Origin of the sequence: Microcoleus sp. AT8-B5, from assembly GCF_036705565.1 — a bacterium.
In the GTDB taxonomy this organism is placed as follows: Bacteria; Cyanobacteriota; Cyanobacteriia; order Cyanobacteriales; family Microcoleaceae; genus Microcoleus.
The window spans coordinates 32,814-53,500 of record NZ_JAUBUY010000018.1 but is presented as its reverse complement, the minus strand read 5'-3'; the positions used below and the strand labels follow the sequence as shown (position 1 = coordinate 53,500).

The window sequence follows — 20,687 nt, the reverse complement described above, 5'->3', positions numbered from 1 at the left end:
GCCTATTATGGTTGTTTGTCAGGGCTAGACAAACGATCGCCTAAAATGCTATGGCAAGAGTTAGAAAATATTGTCATATAGGGAAGGATAGGAGTCAATAAAGTTTTTCAACTACTCTTGACAATAAATATCATCTAGCCTACTATGCTTAAAGTCGATAGCCGTAAAGCCCCTGAAGCTGATATCGAAGCTGGCTCGGACCCAAATCGCCCCGGAGCCATTGCCGAACAGCCCGATCGACAACAAAACGTGAAAAGAAGCGCTAATACACGGATTGAAGACTCAAACGCGCTGATGAGAGACTCGTAACGCCCGAAAGCTATTCACAGAAAGTCTATGTGGAAAGAATTTGGCGGGACTGGTTGGCGTACTGCAAACAAGATTTATTAGGTAAAAAGAATCGATGAGTGACGCAAGAATTGAGGGAAACCAACTCACCGAAAGTTGTACGAATTTAGTAGAACTCCTACAAAACAGAGCGTTACACCAACCAGAGCAGAAATATACATTTCTGTTAGACGGAAAAACTGAAACCGCCAGTTTGACTTATCGAGAGTTAGATGCGATCGCCCGATCGCACGCCGTGCGACTTCAGACATTGGGGCTCAGTGGCGAACGAGCCTTACTGCTTTTCCCGCCAGGATTGGACTATCTCGCCGCCTTTTTTGGATGCTTGTACGCCAAAGTGATCGCGGTTCCCCTCTATCCACCGAAGCTGAAACGGAATTTAGCGAAAATTAGTGCGATCGCCCTAGATGCAGGAGCAACAGTTGCGATCGCACCCGCGCGACACCTGGAAAATTTAGAACAGCTATGCGAACAAGCGCCGGAACTCAAAGGGCTGCGCTGGCTGAGTGCAGAGGCGCTTTCGGATGACGGCGAAAAGTGGAAGCAGCCACCCATCCATCCCGACGAAGTAGCTTATCTTCAGTACACTTCCGGCTCAACCTCCACCCCCAAAGGCGTAATGGTGAGCCACGCCAACGTTTTGTACAACATCGAATACATTCACCGAGGCTTCGATCACGATGCCGAAAGCGTTGCCGTAACGTGGCTTCCCCCCTTTCACGACATGGGGTTAATTGACGGATTGCTCAAACCTTTGTATCTGGGAATTCCCTCTTACTTCATGCCGCCAGCGGCGTTTATTCAGAACCCGATGTGCTGGTTGGAAGCGATTTCGCGTTACAAAGCTACCCACAGCGGCGGGCCAAATTTTGCTTACGACTTGTGTGCTAGCAAAATCAGCAAAATGTTGCTAGCACAATTTGAGGATGATTATTGTGGGGTAGGCGTCGGGCCTGCTGTGAAAATACACCGGACGGGCGGGACGCCCATCCCACAAAACAATCAAAATCATCCCGCTATTATGCAGCGCGAAATTTTGGGCGATGGCCAAAAAATGCTCGACTTGAGTAGTTGGCGCGTGGCCTATAACGGTGCAGAACCCATCCACAAAGAAACCCTAGAGCGATTTACCAAAGCTTTTGAGCCCTGCGGTTTTCAGGCCGATGCCTTTTGTCCTGCTTACGGAATGGCAGAAACTACGCTAAAAATTGCCACGGTTCGCAGCGGGACAACACCGACTTTCTTACCTGTTGACGCTGGGGCGCTGGAAAATAATCACATTGTAGAAGTTGTCGAAGGCGAGGGGGGCGCGAGAACTTTAGTCGGCTGCGGTTTCCCTGAATTTGGCACTAAAGTTGCGATCGTCAATCCCGAAACTCTGACACAATGTCAGCCGCAACAAGTCGGAGAAATTTGGGTAGCTGGCGAAACAGTGGCGCGAGGCTATTGGAATCGCCCAGAAGAGACAGAAAAAACCTTTCAAGCATATCTTTCAGATACCAGCGAAGGGCCATTTTTGCGAACAGGAGATTTAGGCTTTTTACGCGATCGAGAACTGTTTATTACAGGGCGACTCAAAGATTTAATTATCATCCGAGGTCGCAATCTTTACCCCCAAGATATAGAAAGAACAGCAGAACGCAGCCATCCCAGTTTGCGGCCGGGGGCGATCGCGGCATTCTCGGTGGAAGTCGCAGGCGAAGAACAGCTCGTTATCGTGCCAGAATTACAATCTCGCAAAGCGCCGGATAATGCCGAGGAAATTATCAGCGCCATCCGCGAACGCATTGCTCAAGAATATGAAGTGCAAGTTTATGGAGTAGTGCTGATTAAGCCCGGAAGCATTCCGAAAACGACCAGCGGTAAAATTCAACGTCGCGCCGCCTATGCTGACTTTCTAGCTGACAATTTGGAAGTTGTTGCCAGTAGCATTTTAGAGCTAGCTGATTCGGTAGAAATCGACAATCAACTAACGCGAGAAATTCTGCTGACAGCCGAGTTAGAAGAACAGCAGCCGCTGCTTGAGGCTTACCTTTGGCAGCAGGTAAACCGCCGGGGAATTCATTCCCCGGCTAATAGCCAAAGTCGGCTAAAGCCGACTGAAATCGATCGACCTCTCAGTAGCTTTGGACTAGATTCTTTAAGAATTTTTGAGTTAAAAAATCAGATAGAGAGCGACTTTGGCGTTACTGTATCGGTTGCCGATTTGTTTGAAGATAGGAGCATTGCTCGACTAGCAGTGCAAATTCTAGAGCAACTGACAGGAAATACCAAAGCAGTCGTCCCAAGGCCAGTTTCTCGCCTACAAAATATTCCCCTGTCTTTTGCCCAAGAGCGCTTGTGGTTCTTCGACCAATTGGAACCCGGAAACCCGTTTTATAACCTCTGCGGTGCAGTTCAGATCACAGGGCAACTTAATGCAGAAGCACTTAGGAAAAGTATTGAGAAAATTATCGAGCGACACGAGATTTTAAGAACTGCGTTTGCTGGTGTTGAAAAAGAACAGATACAAGTTATTTTTGATGCGAAAAGTTTCCCATTACCGCTGATAGATTTGAGCCATTGCTCCCCTGCGAAACGCGAGAAAAAAGCGCAAAAAATGTCGGCGGAAGAAGCACAATTGCCCTTTGATTTAACTCAAACTAATCTGATCCGTGCCAAACTTCTACGTTTATCTGAAACAGAACATACCCTGCTTTTATCTGCCCACCATATCATTTTTGATGGATGGTCTTTGGGCGTATTTTTACGGGAATTAGCGGCATTTTATGAAGAATTTACTAATAAGAGTTTAGCCGATATTCCACCTCTGCCAATTCAGTATGCAGACTTTGCAACTTGGCAGCGCCAACAAATGCAGGGAGAAATATTAGAAACTCAACTTACTTACTGGAAGCAGCAGTTAAGTGGCAGCGCAGCGGTGCTAAATTTACCAACAGACTTTTCTCGTCCCGCTGTTCAAAGTTACAAGGGAGGTCGGCAATTATTTGAATTGCCAGAGCACTTAACCGAGGCAATTAGGCAATTGAGTCGCCGCGAAAAAACTACTTTCTTTATGACATTGCTGGCGGCATTCAAAACACTGCTTTACCGCTACACGGGCCAAGAAGATATCCTCGTCGGTTCACCAATTGCCAGCCGCAACAGCAGCGAAACCGAATCATTAATTGGATTTTTTGTCAATACTTTAGTCCTGCGATCTGACTTAACCGGAAATCCCACTTTTCGAGAGTTGCTGAGTCGAGTGCGAGAGGTTGCATTAGGCGCTTACGCGCATCAAGATGTACCGTTTGAGAAGTTGGTAGAAGAATTGCAGCCGAATCGAGATTTAAGTCACTCGCCGTTATTTCAGGTGATGTTTGCCTTTCAAAATGCCTCGGAATTCGCCTTAGAATTGCCGGATTTAAGCCTGAACTGCCAACAGATTCACAGCGGCACAGCCAATTTCGATTTAACCTTGGAATTAGAAGCCACAGCAACGGATATTAGAGGCTGGTTTGAATACAGCTTAGACTTATTTGAATCGGCTACAATTGCGCGAATGGCAGGACACTTTCAGAACTTATTAGAAGGCATCGTGGCGAATCCCTCCGCGCGTCTATCAGATTTGCCCCTGCTTGCAGAAACAGAACGCCAGCAACTTCTATTTGAGTGGAATAACACTGGGATAAATTACTCCCAAAATGAGTGCGTTCACCGTTTGTTTGAAGCGCAGGCTGCGAAAACACCTGATGCGGTTGCGGTGCAATTTGAATGCCAAAGTTTGACTTACCAAGAATTAAATATTCGCGCGAATCAACTTGCCCATTATTTGCACTCTTTCGGCGTAAAACCAGATGGGATAGTCGGCGTTTATATGGAGCGATCGCTCGATGCGATCGTCGGGATTTTAGGCGTATTAAAAGCAGGCGGCGCTTATTTGCCCCTCGATCCCATCTATGCTAAAGAACGCCTTATTTTCATGTTAGAAGACGCTGGCGTTCAGGTACTGCTAACACAAGCAGAATTAAAAGCAGAAACGCCAGCCCAAAATAATATCTCTGTGATTTGCTTGGATGCAGAATGGCAGACGATCGCTCAACAAAACAAGTCAAATCCTGAAAGCGCCGTTTTGCCAGAAAACCTAGCTTATATCATATATACATCCGGGTCTACCGGCAAGCCAAAAGGAGTGATGGTGCAGCATCAATCTTTGGCGAATTATACCCAAGCTGCAAGTGTCGAATATGGCATCGAACCAGGCGATCGCATTCTCCAATTCGCTTCCCTCAGCTTCGACGCCAGCGCCGAAGAAATCTATCCCTGTTTAACGCGAGGCGCAACATTGGTACTGCGCGGAAATTCCATGTTAGACAGCATTTCTTCCTTCCTGAAAAAATGCCGGGAATGGCAAATCACCGTCTTAGATTTACCAACCGCTTACTGGCGCGAATTAACCGCCAGACTCAGCACCGAAAAAGCAGAATTTCCCCCATCAGTGCGCTTGACAATCATTGGCGGAGAAGCAGCGCTTTCGGCGTCGCTGAATCAGTGGCAAAAGTGCGTTTCAGAAAAAGTACGACTTGTCAATACTTACGGCCCCACAGAAACAACAATTGTCGCCACTTGGTGCGACTTTTCCTCCTCTTGTTCTCTCCCCTCTGCGCCCTCTGCGCCCTCTGCGGTTAAAAACTCCCCAAAAACCTTGCCGATCGGACGCCCAATTCCAAATGCCCGCACCTATGTACTCGATGCTAACTTGCAACCAGTTCCGATCGCAGTCCCCGGCGAACTATATATCGGAGGTGCGGGCGTTTCCAGAGGCTATCTCAACCGTTCAGAGTTGAATCGAGAAAAATTTATTCCCGATCCTTTTAGCAGCAAACAAGGCGTTCGCCTTTACAAAACAGGCGATTTAGTCCGCTATCTCCCCGACGGCAATTTAGAATTTCTCGATCGCACAGATCGCCAAGTAAAAATTCGCGGTTTCCGCATAGAGTTAGGAGAAATCGAATCCACACTCAGCCAACATCCAGACGTGCAAGAAGCAGTCATTCTCGCACGTGACGAAGATTCAGGCGGAAAGCGTTTAGTTGCTTACCTCGTTTTAAACTCAGCACTCAGCATTGGCAACTCCGCACTGATTAAAAATCTGCGCTCTTTTCTCCGGGAACAACTGCCAGATTATATGGTTCCTGCCAGTTTTGTGTTTTTAGAAGCCATGCCATTAACGCCAAACGGCAAGGTAGATTTCAAAGCTTTTCCCGCACCGGAAACCAACAGTTTAGATGCAGATTTTATCGCTCCTGAGACTTTAGAAGAACAAGTATTAGCGGAGATTTGGGCTGAGGTTCTGGGTTTAAAACAGGTGGGAATTAATGACAATTTCTTTGAGTTGGGAGGTCACTCTTTGCTGGCAACTCAACTGATTGCCAAGGTGCGCGATCGCTTTCAAGTCGAGCTATCGTTGCGCTGCTTGTTTCAATCCCCCACAGTCGCTAGTCTAGCAGCGACGATCGCGGAAACTAAAAGCGAGCCAGATCGACAACCTATTAAATTACTGCCGACAATCGCCCCCGATCCTCAAAATCGCTACAAACCATTTCCGCTCAATGAAATGCAGCAGGCTTACTGGATCGGGAGAAATAGCTTCTTTGAAATGGGCAATGTGGCCATTCACGGCTATGTAGAAATTGAAAGCGACTCGTTAGATTTAGAGCGGTTTAGCCTCGCGTGGCAGCGAGTTGTACAGCGTCACGATATGCTGCGGGCGATCGTACTTCCGAATGGACAGCAGCAAATTCTGGAAAACGTACCCGCTTATAAAATTGAGGTTTTGGATTTGCGATCGATCGATCCAGAGGTTGCGGGCGAAAAACTCGAAGCAATTCGCGATCGCCTTTCCCACCAAGTGCTACCGCTCGATCGTTGGCCGCTATTTGAAATTTGCGCTTCCCAAATTAAGGGGCGCCGCACCCGGCTCCACATCAGCATTGACGCCTTGTGCATAGACGGCTGGAGTTTTCAAATTTTGTTTGGTGATTTGGTCAAGTTTTACCGCAATCCTAATACTGCGATCGCGCCATTGCAACTGTCTTTTCGCGATTGCGTGTTAGCCGCGATTGCCTTAGAAAACTCCCCATTTTACCAGCAATCCTTAGATTACTGGCGCAATCGCCTCAAAACCCTGCCACCAGCGCCGGAATTGCCCCTCGCCAAACACCCGAATTCCTTAACGCAGCCGCGATTTAAACGCTGGAGCGATCGCTTAGATTTCTCAACTTGGGAGCGCCTCAAAACGCGCACAGCTCGCGCCAGCCTCACTCCTACGGGTTTATTGCTGGCCGCCTATGCGGAGGTTCTGTCTCTGTGGAGCAAAACGCCTCGGTTTACCCTCAACGTGCCGCGCTTTAATCGGTTGCCTTTGCATCCTCAAGTTGAGGAGATTATTGGAGAATTTGCGTCATTTACTCTGCTAGAAATAGATAACTCCAAGCGAGAGAGTTTTGAAGTACGAGCCAAGCGATTGCAAGAACAGCTTTGGCAAGATTTAGAACACCAATATGTCAGCGGCGTGCGCGTTTTGCGAGAACTCGCTCAAGCGCAAGGTACAACTGCAGCGCTGATGCCAGTCGTGTTTACGATCGATCCGCAAAACGCGCCTGGGGAAGATTCTTCTATCTTTTCTCTGATTCAAGAATTGGGAGAATTGGTTCACATTATCGGTCAAACTCCGCAAGTTTGGATAGACGCGCAATTTACCGAAACTGCTGAGGGGCTTTCTTTTAGCTGGGATGCAGTGGAAGAACTTTTCCCGCCAGGGATGATTGACGAGATGTTTGACGCCTATTGCCGCTTGTTGCAACGCCTCGCTAACGAGGAGGAAACTTGGCAGGAAACCGTGTCGTTTCAGCAAGCTTTTGCTAACAGCATTGAAGCACCCATTCCCGATGGATTGCTGCACGAATTGTTTGCTGAGAAAGTCGCCTTGCGATCGCACGAACCAGCCATCATTACGCGCGATCGTACCCTCACTTACGAGGAACTATATCGGCGATCGAATCAAGTCGGTCATCGCTTGCGAAAGCTGGGAGCTCGCCCTAACCAGTTGGTTGCCGTTGTCATGGAGAAAGGATGGGAGCAAATCGCCGCTGTCTTGGGAATTCTAGCCTCTGGAGCCGCTTATTTGCCTATCGATGCGGCGCTGCCCAAAGAGCGGCTTTGGTATTTATTGGAAAATGGTGAAGTTGAGATTGTTTTGACGCAATCTCAGTTAAATCAGCGATTGGAATGGCCGGAAAATGTGCGGCGAATTTGTCTTGATACTGAGGAATTAGCAACAGAAAGCGGCGAAGCTTTGGAATCAGTGCAGGAAGCGGAAGATTTAGCGTATGTGATTTATACTTCCGGCTCAACTGGCTTGCCGAAAGGCGTGGCGATCGCCCATCGCGGTGCAGTCAATGCGATCGCTCAGACCAACCAAGTGTTTAATGTGGCCGAGTGCGATCGCGCGATCTCCGTCACCGCACTGCACCACGATATGTCGGTTTACGATATCTTCGGCATCCTAGCAGCCGGAGGAGCGATCGTCATTCCCGATGCCGCCCAACGGCTAGACCCCGCTCACTGGGCGCAATTGATGGTAAAAGAGCGCGTCACCATTTGGAACTCGGTTCCCCCGATGATGGAAATGCTGCTCGATTACGCTGGCGGACGTTCTGAAGTGTTGCCAGAGTGCTTGCGCTGGGCGTTTCTCGGCGGAGATTGGATTCCAGTCACACTGCCTCAGAGGTTAAGGGCGATCGTCCGTGAATGTCGCGTTGTCAGCGTTGGCGGGCCAACCGAAACTACCCTTTGGAACATCTGGTATCCGGTAGAAACTGTTGACCCTTCTTGGAAAAGCATTCCCTACGGATCGCCGATCGCCAATACACGCTATTACATTTTGAATGAAAGGCTCGAAGACTGTCCCGTCTGGGTTGCCGGCGAGATGTGCTGTGCCGGAGTTGGACTGACAAAAGGATACTGGCGGAATGAAGAAAAAACCCGCGCCAGTTGCCTCACGCACCCCGTCACGGGCGATCGCTTGTACCGAACGGGAGATTTAGGGCGCTTCCTCCCTGACGGCAATATCGAATTTTTAGGGCGAGAAGATTTCCGCCTTAAAATTCGAGGATTCCGCATCGAAGCCGGAGAAATTGAAGCTGCTTTGAACGAGCACCGGGCAGTGCGATCGTGTGTAGTAACGGCATTCGGGGAAGATCGCAGTCAGAAACGGTTAGTGGCGTATGTGGTTCCCCAACAAAATGCAGCGCCAGAAACTTGCGAATTGCGACAATTCCTGAGTGAAAAACTGCCCGAATATATGCTGCCATCTGCATTTGTCATGCTGGAATCGCTGCCGCTATCTGCCAATGGCAAAGTCGATCGCAAAGCTCTGCCCGCACCGGATGCCGCCTTCCTTCCGAAAACCTTTGTCGCGCCTAACACCCCGGTTGAAAAAGTTCTCGCAGGCATCTGGGCTGAAATACTCGGAGTGGAAAAAATCGGCCTTCACGACAACTTTTTCATCGATTTAGGAGGGCACTCCCTACTAGCCACGCAAATCATCTCAGCCGTGCGCGACACCTTCGGGGTAGATGTCCCCATGCGCTCTTTCTTCGAGTCGCCCACGGCATCCGAGCAAGCCGCGGCCCTGGTGGAAAATCCCGCGCAGCGAGAGAAAGTTGAAAATACCGCTCAATTGCTGCTGAGTCTTGCGGAACTTTCCGATGAAGAAGTAGAGCGAATGCTAGCCGAGAAAATTTCTCTCCCCGATCGGGAATTGACGATCTCCGCTTTTTCTAGTTATTAATCCCAGAAATTAAGCCAAAACAAACAAAAGCCCAATGAGCTATTTGAAACTATCTGCAAAAAAACGCGCATTGCTGGAAGTGATGCTGCGAGAAAAGGGGGTAGAATCCTCAAGCGATCGCAGAATTCCTAGAAGGAAAGAAGGCGACTCGATCCCCTTGTCTTTCGCCCAGCAACGGCTGTGGTTTTTCGACCAATTCGAGGCTGGAAAATCTTTCTACAATCTCCCAGGCGCTATCCGGCTCAAAGGCAAATTAAATGTGGCTGTGTTGGAGCAAACTTTCAACGAAATCGTCAACCGGCACGAAGCTTTGCGATCGACCTTTACTGAGGTTCAGGGACAGCCCGTTCAAGTTATTGCTCCCCCTGTTTCTCGCCTGCTGCTGCCAGTAATAGACCTGCGAGAAGTGCCCCAGAGCGATCGAGAGGCAGCCGTAAAGCAGCTATCTGCAAAGGAAGCGCAACAGCCCTTTGACTTAGAACGAGGCCCCTTGCTGGGAACCTCTTTGCTACAGCTTAGCGAAGAAGAATACGTCCTGCTGCTGACGATGCACCACATCGTTTCAGATGGCTGGTCGATCGGAGTGCTGGCGCGGGAACTGGCGGCAATTTACGAAGCCTTATCCGCCGGAAACCAACCCCAGCTTCCAGAGCTTCCCGTGCAGTATGCCGACTTTGCGATCTGGCAGCGCAACTGGCTCTGGGGCGAAGTGCTGCAAACTCAGCTTGCGTACTGGAAGCAACAGTTGGAGGGAGCGCCTCCGTTGCTGGAACTGCCTGCCGATCGACCCCGACCTCCAATTCAGACATCAAACGGCGCAACCCAGTCGCTATTGCTGTCTCAGGAGCTGACAGCCGCCCTCAAAAACCTCAGCCAGGGGGAGGACGTTACCCTGTTTATGACGCTGCTGGCGGCCTTTAAAGCGCTGCTTTACCGCTATACAGGGCGGACAGACTTGCTAGTCGGCTCGCCGATCGCCAACCGCAACCGCGCGGAAATTGAAGGGCTCATTGGCGTATTCGTCAATACGCTGGTGTTGCGAACTGACGTTTCCGGCGATCCTACTTTTCGAGAATTGCTTCAACGCGTGCGCGAGGTGACTTTGGGAGCCTACGCGCACCAAGACTTGCCCTTTGAGAAACTGGTTGAGGAACTGCAACCCGATCGCAGTCTGAGTTATAACCCGGTATTTCAGGTTATGTTCCAGTTGCAAAATAACCCCATGCCGCCCTTGGATCTGCCCGGATTGACTTTAAGTCTGCTCGATGTCGAAACGAATACGACGCAGTTTGATTTGAGCTTGGATTTAGAAGAATTGGGGGAAAGGCTGCAAGCCTCAGTGGAATACAGCACGGATTTGTTCGATCGCGCCACCATTACCCGGATGCTCGGACACCTGCAAACCTTGTTGGAAGGTATCGTCCCTAATCCAGAGCAGCGCCTCTGGAGCTTGCCCCTGCTGACTGCTGTCGAAAAGCAGCAATTGCTGGAGTGGAATAATACTTTTGCCCAGTATCCCCAGGATAAGTGCATCCATCAGTTATTTGAGGAGGCTGTCTCGCGATCGCCTGACGCTGTGGCAGTGGTGTTTGAAGGAGAAGAACTCAGCTATAGGGAACTGAACGCCAGAGCAAACCAGTTGGCGCGCCACCTGCGCTCTCTGGGAGTGGAGCCAGAAGTGCTGGTGGGAATTTGCGTCGAGCGATCGCCCTTGATGGTAATCGGCTTGTTGGGCGTCCTCAAAGCGGGCGGTGCTTACGTCCCACTCGATCCAAACTATCCTAAAGAGCGCTTGGCTTTCATGCTAGAAGACTCTTCAGTGCAGGTGCTGCTGGCGCAAGAAAAGCTGCTCGAAAAACTTCCCCCACACTCGGCGCGTGTTGTCTGCTTGGACTCGGGCTGGGAAGAAATTGCTTTTTACAGCTCAGAAAACCCTCGCAGCGGCGTAAAGCCAGAAAACCTGGCCTACGTTATCTACACGTCAGGCTCTACAGGAAAACCCAAAGGCGTTTTAATCGAACATCGATCGCTAGTCAATTACACGACGGCTGCGATCGCTGAATATGGAATAGAAAAGCGCGATCGCGTTTTGCAGTTTGCCTCTATTAGTTTCGATGCCAGTGCCGAAGAAATGTACCCCTGCCTGACTTCGGGCGCAACACTCGTATTGCGTACTGATTCCATGCTGGATTCAGCGGGTGTATTTTGGGAAAAGTGCAGGACTTGGAAGTTAACTGTTCTGAGTTTGCCGACAGCCTACTGGCACGAACTGACAGCCTTATTGAGCCAAGAAACCTTGGTACTTGCCCCGTCATTACGCTTGACAATCATTGGCGGAGAAAAAGCGCTCCCCGAACGATTGAAAACTTGGATTGAGCGTGTAGGGCAACAAGTACGTCTGGTGAATACTTACGGCCCTACAGAAGCCACTGTGGTGGCAACGATATGCGAATTATCGGCAGCCGACGCCACATTGAGGGAGTTGCCGATCGGGCGCCCTATTGGCAATGTCCAAACCTACATCCTAGATTGTAACGGGCAGCCTGTACCCACTGGCATTCCGGGCGAGTTGCACGTCGGCGGCGCTGGTTTGGCACGGGGATACCTCAACCGTCCCGAGCTGACGGCAGAAAAATTTATCCCCAGCCCCTTTAGCAATGAACCTGGTTCGCGCCTCTACAAAACTGGAGACTTAACTCGTTATCGACCTGATGGCAACATCGAATATGTCAGTCGCATTGACAATCAGGTGAAAATTCGCGGGTTCCGCATTGAGCTGGCAGAGATTGAGGCGGCACTCTCCCAGCATCCGGCAGTGCTCGAAAGTGCGGTTTTGGTGTGGTTCGAGGCAAACGCTCGCAAGCGTCTCGTCGCTTACCTCGTCCCCGACGCCCGCCTAGGGGCGGGCACGGGGGCACCGCCCCTACAGTTATCTTCTAGCGAGCTGCGTCAGTTCTTGCAAGAACGCTTGCCAGAGTATATGGTGCCGTCTGCCTTCGTCCTGCTGGAATCGCTGCCTTTAACAAACAACGGCAAAGTCGATCGCCAAGCACTACCTGCACCGGATCGCGATCGGCCAGAACTCGAAGAGGCATTCGCCACGCCAAGCACAGCTATTGAGAAAATCCTGGCAGAAATTTGGGCGCAAGTATTGGGGTTAGAACAAGTAGGAATTGACGACAATTTCTTTGAATTGGGCGGCGATTCTATCCTCAGCATTCAAGTAATTTCTCAAGCCAATCGAGCGGGGTTGCGACTCACTCCAAAACAACTGTTTCAACACCAAACCATTGCACAGTTAGCAGCCGTCGCCGATACAACTGGAACCCAACAATCGGAACAGGGATTAATCATTGGCGACGTTCCTCTGACACCAATTCAGCACTGGTTTTTTGAGCAAAATCTCTCCGATCCACACCACTGGAATCAGGCGGTGCTTTTCGAGTTGCGACAACCTCTCGAACCTGCATTAATTGAGTCAGTTTTGCAAGAATTGCTGAAGCACCACGACGCGCTGCGCCTGCGTTTTGTGCGAGGAGAATCTGGCTGGCAGCAGGAACTCGCCCATCCCGACGAGGTTGCGACCTTTACCTGCATTGATTTGTCGTCGCTACCTCCAGAAGAACGAGAAGCCGCTTTCCAAACCGCCGCCACTCAGTTGCAAGCCAGTTTGAATTTGTCAGAGGGGCCATTACTTCGCGCTGCCCTATTTGACTTCGGCAAACATCAGCCAAATTGCTTGTTATTGGCCATTCATCACTTAGCGGTTGATGGGGTTTCGTGGCGAATTTTAATTGAGGATTTCCAGACGGCTTACGGGCAGATTAGCCGCGACGAAACAGTGGCGCTACCGCCCAAAACAACCTCCTTTAAGCAGTGGGCAGAACGCTTGCATGAGTGGGCGCGATCGCCCGAATTGCAGGCAGAGTTCGATTACTGGTTCGCCCTTTCTCACCAACCAACTTCTCGCTTGCCGGTGGATTTCCCAACCGCAGCTAATTTAGTTGCATCTGAAAAGACAGTATCCGTTGCTTTGAGTGTTGAAGAAACAAAACTGCTCTTACAAGAAGTACCTGCCGCTTACCGCACTCAAATTAATGATGTATTGCTAACTGCTTTAGGTCAAGCATTTGAACGCTGGACTGGCAATAACTCACTTTTACTTGACTTAGAAGGTCACGGGCGCGAAGATATATTTGAGGGAGTAGATTTGTCGCGCACAATCGGCTGGTTCACATCTGTTTTTCCCGTCCTGTTGAATTTAAAAAAACCTGCCGATCTAGGAGCAGCAATTAAATCAGTGAAAGAGCAATTACGCGCCGTGCCTAATCGCGGCGTTGGTTGCGGTGTCCTAGAATATTTAAACCCAGAAAATGTAAAGAATTTGCACAAATTGCCGCAAGCTGAGGTAAGCTTTAACTATCTCGGACAGTTTGACCAAGTGCTGCCGAAATCTTCATTATTTATGCTGTCATCCGAGCCTGTTGGCCCCCTTCGCAGCCCGCGCGGAAATCGGCGTTACCTGCTGGAAATTAACGGATTTGTTGCCAGCAACAAGCTGCAATTAGATTGGACGTACAGCGAAAGCATTCACCGACGAGAAAGCATTGAAAATTTAGCAACCGGCTTTATAGAATCACTGCGATCGCTAATTCAATACTGTCAGTCCCCCGACGCAGGCGGCTGCACTCCTTCTGACTTTGCAGAGTTTAAGTGGAGCCAGTGGAGCCAGGACGATTTAGACAACATTACCGCAATTTTGGCAGAGCTTTAATATGAGCAAAGGCAATATCGAAGATTTTTATCCCCTCTCCCCAGCGCAGCAGGGCATTCTCTTTCATTCCCTTTACCAGCCAGAATCGGGCGTATATTTCGGGCAACTGCTGTGCGTCTTGCGCGGCGAACTCAATGTTTCTGCGTTTAGAAATAGTTGGCAAAAAGTTGTAGACAGGCATCCCATTTTGCGGACTTGTTTCGTGTGGGAAAATTTGAAAGAACCCGTACAAGCGGTGCGTAAGCAGGCTGGATTATCTTGGCAGCAGATGGACTGGCGATCGCTCTCGGCCTCCGAACAACAACAGCAGCTAGAAATGTTCCTAAAAGCCGATCGCGAGCAGGGCTTTGACTTGAAATCAGCTCCCTTGATTCGCATTACACTGGCGCAGTTAGAAACAGATAGTTTTCAGTTTATTTTGAGCCACCACCACTTGGTTTTAGATGGGTGGTCGCTGGCGATCGTGCTTGAGGAAGTTTTTGCATTTTATCAAGCCTTCTCCCAGGGCGAGGAATTGCACCTCAAACGCCCTCGCCCTTATCGGGATTACATCGCGTGGCTGCACCAGCAAGATTTATCTGCGGCGGAGTCATTTTGGCGGCAAACTCTCAAAGGTTTTGCAGCTCCAACTGCGATCGGCCGGGGCAATATTGTCGCGGGAAACCGTTTAGAAAGTAGTGGCGAACAGCAGGTGATATTTTCTGCAACAGCCACCGCCGCACTGCAATCTGCCGCGCGACAGCATCAGCTAACATTAAATACCCTCGTACAGGCAGCTTGGGCGCTACTTTTGAGCCGATACAGCGGCGAGGAAGATGTGGTTTTTGGTACGGTTGTCTCCGGGCGACCGCCAGAGTTAATGGGTGCTGAATCGGTAGTGGGGCTGTTCGTAAATCCTCTGCCAGTGCGCGTAAAAATTGACCCACAGGATTCTATTTTATCCTGCTTGAAAGAACTCCAAGCGCAACAAGTTGAGGCGCGACAATATGAGTACAGCCCCCTCGTTGAGGTGCAGGGGTGGAGCGAAGTTCCTCGGAGTTTACCTCTATTTGAGAGTTTTGTCGTTTTTGAAAATTATCCTTCGGATGCTTCTTTGCAGGAGAAGATTCAAAACTTAAAAGTAGAGAATATTCGCTCCTGGGAAACAACGAATTATCCTCTAACCGTGATGGCAATGCCCGGTGCCCAATTGACGCTAAAAATTGGTTACAGTAGCAGCCTCTTTGAAGACGCTGCTATCGCGCGAATGCTCGGACACCTGCACACTTTACTGGAGGAAATGACTGCCAATCCTGAGCGGAAACTGTCAGAATTGTCCCTATTGAGCGCCGCCGAACGCCAGCAATTACTTGTCCCGTGGAACGACACCCAAGCGGATTATCCCAGAAATTCCTCAATTCACGAATTATTTGCCGCGCAAACAGAGCGAACCCCAGATGCAGTGGCTGCAATTTGCGAAAATGAACAATTGACTTACCGCGAATTGAATGCCAAAGCCAATCAAATCGCGCATTACCTGCAATCTCTAGGCGTAAAACCCGAAGTTTTGGTGGGAATTTGCTTAGAGCGATCGCTGTCGATGCTGGTGGCCATTTTGGGCATTTTAAAAGTCGGTGCCGCTTACGTTCCTCTCGATCCTGCTTATCCCCAAGAACGCCGATCGTTCATGCTGGCCGACGCAAAAGTTCCGGTGCTTTTGACTCAAAAAAACCTCCTAGAAACCCTCCCCGAACACAGCGCTAAAGTCGTCTGTATCGACGCCGAATGGCAGGAAATTTGCCGCGAGATCGATCGCAACCCCGCTGTTAAAGTGGAAGCTGAAAACCTCGCTTACGTCCTCTACACTTCCGGCTCGACAGGCACTCCCAAAGGCGTACTCGGCACCCACCGAGGCACAGTCAATCGCTGTTTTTGGAACCCCTACCCTTTTATCGAATCTGATATTTGCTGTCAAAAAACGTCCTTAAATTTTGTCGATTCGGTTTGGGAAATCTTTGCTCCTTTGCTGCATGGGTTGCCCACTGTCATTATTCGCGATCGCTCCGTCAAAGATATTAACCAATTCCTTCAAACCTTATCAAAGCAAAAAGTAACCCGACTGGTACTGGTTCCTTCTTTGTTGCGCGCTATCTTAGATGCTTTCCCTGATTTAGACAGGCGTTTGCCTCAATTAAAGTATTGGATTTGCAGCGGAGAAACTCTGCCGATCGAACTTTGCCAGCAATTTCGAGAGCAGATGCCCCAGCGGGTATTAATCAATCTTTATGGCTCTTCTGAAGTAGCTGCGGACGTGACGTGGTACGATGCAACTCACTGTGTCGAAAAAGTGCCAATTGGTCGCCCGATCGCCAACACGCAAATTTATCTGCTCGATCGCAATTTGCAACCCGTTCCGATAGGAGTTCCCGGCGAGATTTACGTCGGGGGCGATGGATTGGCAAAAGGCTACTTAAACCGCCCCGACTTAACCTCGGAAAAATTCATTTCTAACCCGTTTGGGCAAGAAAAATTAGATTTTGTCGGTAATTATCATCAAAAACTTTTGTTCAAAACAGGCGATATCGGTTGTTACCTGCCGGATGGTAATATAGAATTTCTGGGTCGGGGCGATTCCCAAGTAAAAATTCGCGGTTTCCGCATCGAACTCGGAGAAATAGAGGCAGCACTTTCTCAACATTATTCTGTGTCCACCGCTGCTGTTTTGCTTCAGGAAAATGCACCGGGCAGTCAACGCCTAGTCGCTTACCTAGTTCCTAACTCAGGGTTCAGAAATCAGCACCCAGAACTTATTTCCGAACTGCGTTCATTCTTGAAGCAAAAACTGCCCGATTACATGGTGCCTTCAGCTTTTATGCTATTAGATGCGCTGCCACTAACGCCCAACGGAAAAATTGACCGTCTCGCCTTATCTCAAAGGTGCGATTACGTTTCTGATGAAACAGCATTCACTGAGCCAAAAACGCCCACAGAGAAAGAAATTGCTGAGATTTGGACTGCTATTTTAGGGATAGAAAAAGTAGGAATTAACCAAAACTTTTTTGACCTCGGCGGTCACTCTCTGATGGCAACACAGTTAATATCGCGAGTGCGATCGTGCTTTGGGGTAGAGTTAGCACTGTGCGATTTTTTTGCTGCTCCCACCATTCAGAATTTAGCTGAACTAATCGAGGAAGAAATTCTGGCAAACGCCGATGCTAACCAGATAGATGAATTGCTCGATCTCTTAGAAAAAGTGGATGAAGAGTCAGCACAAACTGTGATGGTGGCTGAGTAAATATCGGGTGGGTCAAAAAACACAAAAAGCCCTTTGCTCCTTAAGGGTTCGGTGGGTAATTGGAGATTTAAAAATCCCATTTAATATCCATTCCGGTTGTATCGGAATGATTAAACCGCAGAGGACACAGAGGATACAGAGAAAGGGAAGAGAGAGATGAATAATTCCGATGTTAACGAATTTGATATAACAGGATAAATTCGCATGAGTAAACTAACAGTAAAAGCCACAAAGTCTCAAGAGGTAATGCAGCAATTAAAAGCCTCTGTTATCCCAATTGAAGAAAAGTTAATGGAGCTATTCAGTGCCTCAGAAAAGTCATTTTTGGCAGAAGAAGCAATGGAGGAGCGAATTTCTGCCCTAGTTCAAGACTTTTTGTACGCAAAAACCGCTAGTACAGATATTGACTTAGAGTTAATTATTCAGCAGTTTAGGGAAAACAAAATTCCCGCCCTTCCTACAGATGTTGGGAATTATATCGATGATTTGACCCAAACCCTCGTTGCTCATTCCATCCACACATCTTCCCCGCGATATATCGGTCACATGACGAGTGCACTTCCCTATTTTGTGCGCCCGATCGCGAAGCTTGTAACCGCGATGAATCAAAATTTAGTCAAGATGGAAACGGCCAAAGTTTTAAGCCCCTGCGAGCGCCAGACTTTGGCAATGATGCACCGATTAATTTACGATTTTTCTGAGGATTTTTATAACCAGCACATTCAAAAAAATGAGAGCACGCTGGGTATCATGGTAACGGGCGGCACCCTAGCTAATATCACCGCCCTGTGGTGCGCTCGCAACGCTTCTTTAGGGCCAAAAAATGACTTTGGTGGCATTGAAAAAGAAGGCTTGTACGCAGCTTTAGAATTTTACGGCTACAAGGGAATGGTGATAATCGGATCGAGTTTGATGCACTATTCTTTTGAAAAAGCTGCCGGTTTATTAGGCATTGGCGATCGCAATCTCCTAAAAATCCCCACCGATTCCAATCACCGCATGGATTTGGCAGCGCTGCGCCAAACTGTAGCCGAATGTCGCGATCGCAACCTGCACATTCTGGCAATTATCGGTATCGCCGGCAGCACCGATTCGGGAAGTATCGATCCGCTACCAGAAATAGCCGCGATCGCCCAATCCGCAAACGCTCACTTTCACGTCGATGCCGCGTGGGGCGGCCCCGTGCTTTTTTCCCAACGTCACCGGCACAAATTAGCAGGCATTCAACTAGCAGATTCCGTCACCATAGATGGACACAAACAAATGTATTTGCCAATGGGAATCGGCATGGTTTTATTCCGCAATCCCCAAACCGCCAAAGTTATTGAAAAAAACGCACCCTACACGGTGCGAAAAGACTCGATCGATCTAGGCAAGCGCTCTCTCGAAGGCTCTCGATCGGGTGCGAGTTTGTTCTTGCAAGCCGCCTTGAATATCATCGGCCATCAAGGCTATGAGTTTTTGATAGATGGAGGCATCCATAAAACGCAGCACTTAGCCAATTTACTTCGGGAAAATCCAGCCTTTGAATTGCTGCTAGAACCAGAAATTAATATTCTTTTATACCGCTACATTCCAGAAACCTTCAGGGAAAAAGCAGCCAAAAAACAACTAACCGAAGCAGACAACCACTTCATTAATGAATTTAACGAGCGCCTTCAGGAGGCCCAGCGGCAAGCCGGTCACACCTTCGTCTCGCGAACAACCTTACAAAACACCTGTTATGGCAAAACCATTCCCATTGTTGCTTTTCGAGTCGTCCTTGCCAACCCCCTTACTACTGAAGCAGATATCAATTTTGTTTTAAATGACCAGCTAAAAATAGCAGCAAAACTTTCCTTAACTATCACAAACAGCGACCACTGCGAGGAAGTGAATTATGATGTCTACTAATCGTTCAGAACGACTAAAAAACCTCTCGCCCCAGAAGCGAGCGCTCCTCGTCAAAGCATTGGGCAAAGAGGCAGTACAGGCTGAGCAATCTAAATGTATTCCCAGGCGATCGCAGCCAAATTCTGCTCCCCTTTCTTTTGCCCAGCAACGGCTGTGGTTTCTCGATCGATTGTCTCCCGAAAACCCTGCCTACAACCTTCCGGCTGCTGTGCGGTTGCAAGGGCAATTGAATTTGTCGGCACTGCAACAAACACTCAATGAAATTGTCAGGCGTCACGAAGTTTTACGAACTGCTTTTGCAGAAATGGACGGGGAACCTGTTCAACTGATTTCTCCTTCCTTGGATTTCGCTTTGTCGGTAGTAAACTTGCGACATTTACCAGAAACTGAGCAGCAAGCTGAAATTGAGCAGCGTACTTTAGAAGAAGCCCAACGCCCCTTTGACTTAACGCGATCGCCCTTACTGCGAGGCACTTTGCTGCAACTTAGTTCGGCAGAATATGTGTTGCTGCTGACGATACACCACATTATTTCTGATGGTTGGTCTATGGGGGTATTGGTGCGAGAAGTGGCCGCACTTTATGAAGCTTTTTCCACTGACAAACCCTCTGGGCTGCCTGAACTTTCCGTGCAGTATGCCGACTTCGCCAGTTGGCAGCGGCAGCATTTCCAGGGAGAGAAATTAGAAAAACAGCTCGCTTATTGGAAACAGCAATTGGGAGGCGATTTAGCTGTGCTGTCAACAGATAAGCAGCGCTCTCCCGTGCAAACTTTCCGAGGATCGCAGCAATCTTTTGTGATTTCTGCTTCTTTAACTGAAAGACTGAAAACGCTCGCCCAGCAACAAGATGTCACCCTATTTATGACGTTGTTAGCAGCATTTCAATCCTTGCTATCCTGCCAAATAAAGCAAGATAACATTGCTATTGGCTCTCCCATTGCCAATCGCAACCGCCTGGAATTAGAGGAGCTGATTGGATTTTTTGTCAATACTTTAGTGCTACGAATTGACACCGCAGGTAATCCAACTTTCCGCGAACTACTCGGTCGAACACGCGAGGTAGCGTTAGCAGCTTACGCTCACCCGGATGTTCCTTTTGAAAAGCTCGTGGAGGAATTGCAGCCGGAGCGAAATCTCAGCTATAACCCGCTGTTTCAAGTGTGGTTTGTACTCCAGAATGCACCCATGCCACCCTTGGAGTTAGCTGGTTTGACCTTGAGCATTCTGGAATCCGATGTCGGTATGTCGAGACACGACTTAAGCCTCACTCTCTGGGAGGATTCAGAAGGAATTCAAGGCTTATTTGAGTACAAAACAGACTTATTTGAGGCTGCGACTATTGCCCGAATGGTGAGAGGTTTTCAAATCCTCCTCAACCAGGTAGTCATTCAGCCAGATATCAGAATCGACGAGTTGGCAGAAATTCTTGCCGAAGCAGAAAGGCAGCACCAAATCGAGCAGCAAAAACAAATTCATCTTTCGGGAATTCAAAAATTAAAAATGGCTAAACGCAAAGTTATGAAGAGTTGAAAAGGATGGCTCATATCAATTCCGGTTGCATTAG

6 protein-coding genes are annotated in these 20,687 nt (G+C 48.9%); all 6 read left to right on the top strand.

Features of this window, described 5'->3' with window-relative positions; all coding sequences use genetic code 11:
- The first annotated feature begins 144 nt into the window (after nucleotides 1–144).
- The 6 genes from QUB39_RS14355 (at nucleotide 145) to QUB39_RS14330 (ending at nucleotide 20,653) form a co-directional block, all read left to right on the top strand.
- On the top strand, nucleotides 145–309 hold the full coding sequence (locus QUB39_RS14355; protein WP_333053475.1) for a hypothetical protein: 165 nt from the start codon (nucleotides 145–147) through the stop codon (nucleotides 307–309).
- A gap of 94 nt (nucleotides 310–403) precedes the next feature.
- Complete coding sequence (locus QUB39_RS14350) at nucleotides 404–9,181, top strand: amino acid adenylation domain-containing protein (protein WP_333209368.1); 8,778 nt, start codon at nucleotides 404–406, stop codon at nucleotides 9,179–9,181.
- Between the two features lie 34 nt (nucleotides 9,182–9,215).
- Complete coding sequence (locus QUB39_RS14345) at nucleotides 9,216–13,955, top strand: amino acid adenylation domain-containing protein (RefSeq protein ID WP_333209370.1); 4,740 nt, start codon at nucleotides 9,216–9,218, stop codon at nucleotides 13,953–13,955.
- A gap of 1 nt (nucleotide 13,956) precedes the next feature.
- Entirely contained in the window at nucleotides 13,957–17,229 is a 3,273-nt protein-coding gene (locus tag QUB39_RS14340) for an amino acid adenylation domain-containing protein (protein WP_333209372.1), read from the top strand.
- 204 nt (nucleotides 17,230–17,433) lie between these two features.
- Complete coding sequence (panP, locus tag QUB39_RS14335) at nucleotides 17,434–19,122, top strand: pyridoxal-dependent aspartate 1-decarboxylase PanP (RefSeq protein ID WP_333209374.1); 1,689 nt, start codon at nucleotides 17,434–17,436, stop codon at nucleotides 19,120–19,122.
- Nucleotides 19,109–20,653 carry a condensation domain-containing protein gene (locus QUB39_RS14330; protein WP_333209376.1) on the top strand — a complete coding sequence of 515 codons (1,545 nt, stop codon included), beginning with the start codon at nucleotides 19,109–19,111 and terminating at the stop codon, nucleotides 20,651–20,653. Before panP ends, QUB39_RS14330 begins: the two co-directional genes overlap by 14 nt.
- Nucleotides 20,654–20,687: the final 34 nt, after the last annotated feature.

What these genes read in the sequence shown, in the direction of transcription:
- QUB39_RS14355 (WP_333053475.1), top strand. Translation starts at nt 145, where the DNA reads ATGCTTAAAGTCGATAGCCGTAAAGCCCCTGAAGCTGATATCGAAGCT.
- QUB39_RS14350 (WP_333209368.1), top strand. Translation starts at nt 404, where the DNA reads ATGAGTGACGCAAGAATTGAGGGAAACCAACTCACCGAAAGTTGTACG.
- QUB39_RS14345 (WP_333209370.1), top strand. Translation starts at nt 9,216, where the DNA reads ATGAGCTATTTGAAACTATCTGCAAAAAAACGCGCATTGCTGGAAGTG.
- QUB39_RS14340 (WP_333209372.1), top strand. Translation starts at nt 13,957, where the DNA reads ATGAGCAAAGGCAATATCGAAGATTTTTATCCCCTCTCCCCAGCGCAG.
- panP (WP_333209374.1), top strand. Translation starts at nt 17,434, where the DNA reads ATGAGTAAACTAACAGTAAAAGCCACAAAGTCTCAAGAGGTAATGCAG.
- QUB39_RS14330 (WP_333209376.1), top strand. Translation starts at nt 19,109, where the DNA reads ATGATGTCTACTAATCGTTCAGAACGACTAAAAAACCTCTCGCCCCAG.